Source organism: Luteibacter sp. P4_D7_3 (assembly GCF_056401735.1).
In genome coordinates, this window is record NZ_JBFUIT010000262.1 from 1 (window position 1) to 5,690 (window position 5,690).

Sequence of the window (5,690 nt, forward strand, 5' to 3'; positions counted from 1 at the left end):
GGTGCTCGGCTTTCCGGCGCGATATCTGGTGCAGTTCATGGCCAATCATCAGATGCTGGCCCTTTCCGGCCGACCGGAATGGCGTGTGGTCACAGGGGGTTCGCGAAGCTACGTGGATGCGATGCGCGCCCGCTGGTCGGTGAAGGAATGCCTGAGCACCCCGGTGGTTGCCGTGCGCCGGCATGACGACCGCGTGGAGGTCGTTACGCATGCCGGAACGCATGCCTTCGATGACGTGGTGCTCGCTTGCCACAGCGACCAGGCGCTGGCGCTGCTGCTCGATGCCGACGGGACCGAACGCGCGGTCCTCGGTGCGATGACCTACCAGACCAACGACACCGTGCTGCATACCGACGCCTCCCTCCTGCCGCGTTCTCGCAAGGCGTGGGCGGCATGGAACGCCTTCGTTCCTGCTGAGCACGGCGGCGCTTGCACGGTGAGTTACTGCATGAACGTGCTGCAAGGATTCGACTCGCCCGATCCGTTCGTCGTGACCCTGAACCGGACGGACGCCATCGACCCGCGCCGGATCCTCCGGCGCATGAGCTACGCGCATCCGGTGTATACGCATGCGTCCGTCGCTGCACAAAGGCGCAAGACCGAGATCCAGGGGCGCCGTCGCGCATGGTTTGCCGGTGCGTACTGGGGGTGGGGATTCCATGAGGACGGCATGCGCAGCGCCGTGGAACTCGCACGCGATTTCGAGCGCGTCCTGGCGGCACGGGGCAGGGCAGTCGCATGAGTGAACGTCTTGCCAGCGCCGTGTACGAAGGCGTCGTGACGCATCACCGCCATGCGCCCCACGAGCACGCCTTCAGCTATCGCATGGCGCAGCTCTACCTCGACCTGGACGAGATCGATCGGGTCTTCGCCGGCCGCTGGCTATGGTCGGCAAAGGGACGCAACGTGGCCGAGTTTCGTCGCTCGGATTATTTCGGTCCACCGGAAACGTCGCTGGCTGACGCCGTGCGCGACCGCGCGAGCGAGTCGATGGGTCATCGCCCGGAGGGTCCGGTGCGCATCCTCACCCACGTGCGCTATGCAGGCATCGTGTTCAACCCCGTGACGTTCTATTACTGCTACCAGCTGGACGGCACGACGCTCGACTGCGTGGTCGCCGAGATTACCAATACCCCCTGGCGCGAACGGCATAGCTACGTGCTTCGCGTGGACGGCCAGGCTGAAGGGCATGTCGTCGACCAGACGTTTCCCAAGGCCTTCCACGTGTCGCCCTTCATGCCGATGGAACGCGAGTATCGCTGGCGCTTCACCCGTCCCGACGACCGGCTCCGCGTGCACATGGACGTGCTGCGCGATGGGGTACGCGAGTTCGACGCCCACCTATCGCTGCATCGCCGTGAACTGACGGGCGCCTCACTGGCGCGCGTGCTCTGGCGCTATCCGCTGATGACGGCAAAAGTCGTTGGCGCGATCCATTTCGAAGCGCTTCGCCTATGGCTCAAGCGCAATCCCATTCACGATCATCCGGTGAGAAACCCATGAACGCCATCGTCAGCAACGAAGATGCCGCGCCGGCTTCGCGAGGCCTGCGCCTGCTGCGCCATATGTTGCTGGCGCGGATGGATGGCATGCGTCATGGCCGCCTGGTCATCCACGACCCGTTGGGGCGGGTGGAGTGCGGGCAGTCGATGGACGCGGACCCAGGCCTGGTCGTACACGTGCACGTGGATGATCTCGCGTTCTACCGGGCAGTCGCCAGCAACGGCAGCGTAGGCGCCGGCGAGGCCTTCATGGACGGCCTGTGGCGTTGCGACGACCTGGTGGGATTGATTCGCCTGCTCGTGCGCAATCGMGATCTGCTGGACGGCATGGAGTCCGGAATGGCACGCCTCGGCGCCCTGGCCATGAAGGCCTGGCACGCCTTGCGACGGAATACGCGCGAAGGCAGCCGTCGCAACATTGCAGCTCACTACGATCTCGGCAACGACTTCTTCGGCCTGTTCCTCTCGGCGGACCTGATGTATTCGTCGGCGCTGTGGGAGGGCGATGGCGACACGCTGGAAGCGGCCTCGACGCGCAAGCTCGACCGTGTCTGCCAATGGCTCGACCTGAAACCGGGCGATCGCGTCATCGAGATCGGCACGGGTTGGGGCGGCTTCGCCGTGCATGCCGCCCGTCACTACGGCTGCCATGTGACGACGACGACGATCTCGCGCGAGCAGCATGCCCTGGCCGCCACGCGGGTCGACGAGGCCGGCCTGGACGATCGGGTCACGCTACTGCTTGAGGACTATCGGGACCTGACCGGTACGTACGACAAGCTCGTCTCGATCGAGATGATCGAGGCCATCRGCGCGAGCTATCTCGATGTCTACTTCGCGAAACTCGGCAGCCTGCTTCGCCCGGGCGGCCGGGCGCTCGTGCAGGCGATCACCATTGAGGACCACCGCTACGCGCAGGCCTTGGCGTCGGTCGATTTCATCAAGCGTCACGTCTTTCCGGGCAGCTTCATTCCCTCGATCAACGCGATGCTCGCCGCGAAGACACGCGTGACGGACCTTGCCCTGGTCCGCCTCGAGGATTTCGGGCTGTCTTACGCGCGGACCCTGGAAGCCTGGCGTGAACGTTTTCTCGCCAGTCTGGCCCAGGTGCGCGGGCAGGGCTTCGACGAACGCTTCATCCGCTCGTGGGAGTTTTATCTCGCCTATTGCGAAGGCGGCTTCCGCGAACGTTCCATCGGCGTATCGCATCTGCTGATGGAGAAGCCGCTGCACGGGAGCGTGTCCGGATGATCGCTGCCTGGTCCAACATCGTTGGCTACCAGCTGGTCTGGTTTTTCGCAGTGATCTACGCCGGGCGCGGCGAGCCATGGCCTGGGGTGATCGCGTCCCTGGTTTTCGTGACGTGGCAGGTAGCCGTATCACCGCAGCGTCGCGCCGCATTGCAGGTACTGGTCATCGCGGTCGTCTGCGGCGTGGTGATCGACGGTCTCGTGCATGGGCTGCGCCTGGCCGACTACGCCGCTGCGGCGCCGGCTTTGCCAGGCGGTGGTGCGCCCTTGTGGATCCTCGGACTCTGGGCGTGTTTCTCGTTGACGCTGGGCGGCCCGTTGCGCGCGCTGGGGACGCGACCGCTGCTTGCCGTCGTACTCGGCGGCATCGGTGGTCCGCTCGCCTACGCGGGTGCTGCGCGCGGATGGGACGCGCTGACGTTTCATGCGCCTGAATGGCGCGCGCTGGCCTTGCTCGGCGTGGGTTGGGCCGTGGCCATGCCCTTGCTCGCGGCGCTGAGCCACCGGTGGTCCAGCGCGAGGGCAATCGCATGAGCACGACGAATACCTTGCTGGTTATCTGGTTGGCCGCGGCCTGGTTGATGACGGCGGGCTGGGCCTGGCAACGCCGTCGCACCAACGCCGGCATCGTCGATGTGCTCTGGTCGACCGGCGTCGGTGGGTCCGCGGTGCTGGCCGCACTCATCGGTTCGGGGGCTGCCGGACCACGCATGGTGATGGCGGTGCTTGGCGGCCTCTGGGGACTGCGGCTCGCCTGGCACCTTTGGCGTCGCGTCTCCGGTGAAGCGGAAGACGGGCGCTATCGCGCGTTGCGTGAGCATTGGAAAGGCAGCCAGGTGAAATTCTTCGGCTTCTTCCAGTTCCAGGCCTTTCTTGTTGGCCTCTTCGCCGTTCCGTTCCTCGCGGTGGCCGCGAATCCGACCGTGTCGATCACCGGCATGCTTCTGGCTGTCGTCATCTGGGTGGTCAGTGTCGGTGGCGAATCCCTCGCCGATCGACAGCTCGCCGCGTTCCGCGCCGATCCTGCCAACCAGGGTAAAACCTGCCGTACCGGGCTGTGGCGTTACTCGCGCCATCCCAACTACTTTTTCGAATGGCTGCACTGGTTCGCTTACGTCGTACTGGCGATCGGATCGCCGCTGTGGTGGCTGGCGTGGAGCGGCCCCGTGGTGATGTTCCTGTTCCTGCGCTTCGTCAGCGGCGTGCCTTACACCGAAACCCAGGCCTTGCGCTCTCGCGGCGAGGCCTACCGTCGTTATCAGCGTGACACCCCGATGTTTTTTCCGTGGTTCCCGAAACATGAGAGCGATAACGCATGAATACCGCCGTCAGTCCTGCCTCGTACGTCCGTGAAGACCGCGCCGCACCCGGTGTGCTTGGCCTTGCCGAGCGCGGCCTCGTTCCCGATGTACTGCTGCGCGCCGGCATCCGCCGGCTATGCGACAAGCGTCTGGCGGAGGAGGGTGCGGGTGGACTTGCGGCGGTGGCCGCGCGCTACCAGAAGCGTATCGACGGGCTGAAGCATAGCGAGGTCGCCATCCATACGGATGCGGCGAACGGTCAGCATTACGAACTGCCGTCGCGCTTCTTCGAACTGTGCCTCGGGCCTCGCCTGAAGTATTCGGGTTGCTACTATCCGACCGGCAGCGAATCGCTGGCCGAGGCGGAAGAGGCGATGCTCGAGCTGTACGGTACGCGTGCCGAGCTGGCCGACGATCAGTCGATTCTCGAGCTCGGCTGTGGCTGGGGTTCCTTGACCTTGTGGATGGCCCAGCGCTATCCGCGTTCCCGCATTACCGCTGTGTCCAATTCGGCGGGCCAGCGACGCCACATTGAAGCCAACTGCGCGGCGCGCGGCATTCATAACGTCAACGTGGTCACGGCGGACGCGAACACTCTGGAACTGGGGGCGAGCCAGTTCGATCGCTGCGTGTCGGTGGAAATGTTCGAGCACATGCGCAACTACGAAACCCTGCTGTCGCGCATCGCGCTGTGGTTGCGTCCGGGCGGCAAGTTGTTCGTCCACATCTTCGCCCATCGGACCCTCATGTATCCGTTCGAGACGGAAGGCGACGACGACTGGATGGGGCGGCACTTCTTCACCGGCGGCCTGATGCCCGCATCGGATACCTTGCTGTGGTTCCAGGGGGATCTGGGTATCGAACGCCGGTGGCATGTCGATGGGACGCACTATCAGCGCACCGCCAATCACTGGCTGGCCAATCAGGATCTGGCGCGTGAAGAGATCATGAAAGTCCTCCAGGGGGCTTATGGACCGGCGGCCGGCCTGTGGTTCCAGCGCTGGCGGATGTTCTGGATGGCTTGCGCGGAGCTGTTCGGTTACGCCGGTGGCCAGGAGTGGCTGGTGGCCCATTACCGCTTTGCCAAACCGCGCTAGGCTGTCAGAAACGTCCAATCCGGCCAGCTTTGCCTGCGGGTAATGTCACCTATTCCGGATTGTCGCCTTGGAAACGGCGGTCCGCGGTCGCACGATGTGTGGCTTGCAGCAAACCCGCATGAAGGAGATTGCCATGTCCTCCCGTCCCGTTCGTATCCCAGGGCCAGACCACCCGATCACTGTCACCCCGTCGGGCGGCCGTGTGGTCGTGCGTGATGGCGACCGCGTGCTCGCCGACACCCGCAACGCGTTGACCCTCAAGGAATCCACCTATCCGGCGGTGTTCTACATTCCTCGCGCCGATGCCGACATGGCCGCGCTGACGAAGACCGAGCACCATTCCTATTGCCCCTATAAGGGCGAGGCGTCGTATTTCAGCCTGCCGGGCAACGCCGAGAAAGCGATCAACGCCATCTGGACCTACGAGACGCCTTACGACGCGGTCGCGCCGATTCGCGAACATCTCGCCTTTTACGCCGATCGCGTCAGCATCGAGCACACGCCGGGCTGATCGGCCCGCGCAGGGAACCTGAACATGCA

At 64.7% G+C, this 5,690-nt stretch carries 7 protein-coding genes; all 7 read left to right on the plus strand.

Annotation, left to right across the window (positions count from 1 at the left end; translation table 11 throughout):
* The coding region (locus AC1DSN_RS17455) for an NAD(P)/FAD-dependent oxidoreductase (RefSeq protein WP_477331911.1) at window positions 1-742 on the plus strand (742 nt) is incomplete at its 5' end.
* Complete coding sequence (locus AC1DSN_RS17460; protein ID WP_477297230.1) at window positions 739-1,503, plus strand: DUF1365 domain-containing protein; 765 nt, start codon at window positions 739-741, stop codon at window positions 1,501-1,503. The genes AC1DSN_RS17455 and AC1DSN_RS17460, both read left to right, overlap by 4 nt.
* Window positions 1,500-2,753 (plus strand): class I SAM-dependent methyltransferase, encoded by a 1,254-nt coding sequence (locus tag AC1DSN_RS17465; RefSeq protein WP_477331913.1) that lies wholly within the window; start codon window positions 1,500-1,502, stop codon window positions 2,751-2,753. Before AC1DSN_RS17460 ends, AC1DSN_RS17465 begins: the two co-directional genes overlap by 4 nt.
* Window positions 2,750-3,286, plus strand: coding sequence for a DUF2878 domain-containing protein (locus tag AC1DSN_RS17470; RefSeq protein WP_477297232.1), 537 nt, complete (start codon window positions 2,750-2,752; stop codon window positions 3,284-3,286). Before AC1DSN_RS17465 ends, AC1DSN_RS17470 begins: the two co-directional genes overlap by 4 nt.
* Entirely contained in the window at window positions 3,283-4,071 is a 789-nt protein-coding gene (locus tag AC1DSN_RS17475; RefSeq protein WP_477297234.1) for a DUF1295 domain-containing protein, read from the plus strand. Before AC1DSN_RS17470 ends, AC1DSN_RS17475 begins: the two co-directional genes overlap by 4 nt.
* Window positions 4,068-5,150 (plus strand): SAM-dependent methyltransferase, encoded by a 1,083-nt coding sequence (locus tag AC1DSN_RS17480; RefSeq protein WP_477331915.1) that lies wholly within the window; start codon window positions 4,068-4,070, stop codon window positions 5,148-5,150. The genes AC1DSN_RS17475 and AC1DSN_RS17480 overlap by 4 nt, the downstream gene beginning before the upstream one ends.
* 133 nt (window positions 5,151-5,283) lie before the next feature.
* The gene (locus tag AC1DSN_RS17485) at window positions 5,284-5,661 is read left to right on the plus strand and encodes a DUF427 domain-containing protein (protein ID WP_063572408.1); all 378 of its coding nucleotides are present in this window, start codon (window positions 5,284-5,286) and stop codon (window positions 5,659-5,661) included.
* Window positions 5,662-5,690 lie beyond the last annotated feature (29 nt).

What these genes read in the sequence shown, in the direction of transcription:
- AC1DSN_RS17460 (WP_477297230.1), top strand. Translation starts at nt 739, where the DNA reads ATGAGTGAACGTCTTGCCAGCGCCGTGTACGAAGGCGTCGTGACGCAT.
- AC1DSN_RS17470 (WP_477297232.1), top strand. Translation starts at nt 2,750, where the DNA reads ATGATCGCTGCCTGGTCCAACATCGTTGGCTACCAGCTGGTCTGGTTT.
- AC1DSN_RS17475 (WP_477297234.1), top strand. Translation starts at nt 3,283, where the DNA reads ATGAGCACGACGAATACCTTGCTGGTTATCTGGTTGGCCGCGGCCTGG.
- AC1DSN_RS17480 (WP_477331915.1), top strand. Translation starts at nt 4,068, where the DNA reads ATGAATACCGCCGTCAGTCCTGCCTCGTACGTCCGTGAAGACCGCGCC.
- AC1DSN_RS17485 (WP_063572408.1), top strand. Translation starts at nt 5,284, where the DNA reads ATGTCCTCCCGTCCCGTTCGTATCCCAGGGCCAGACCACCCGATCACT.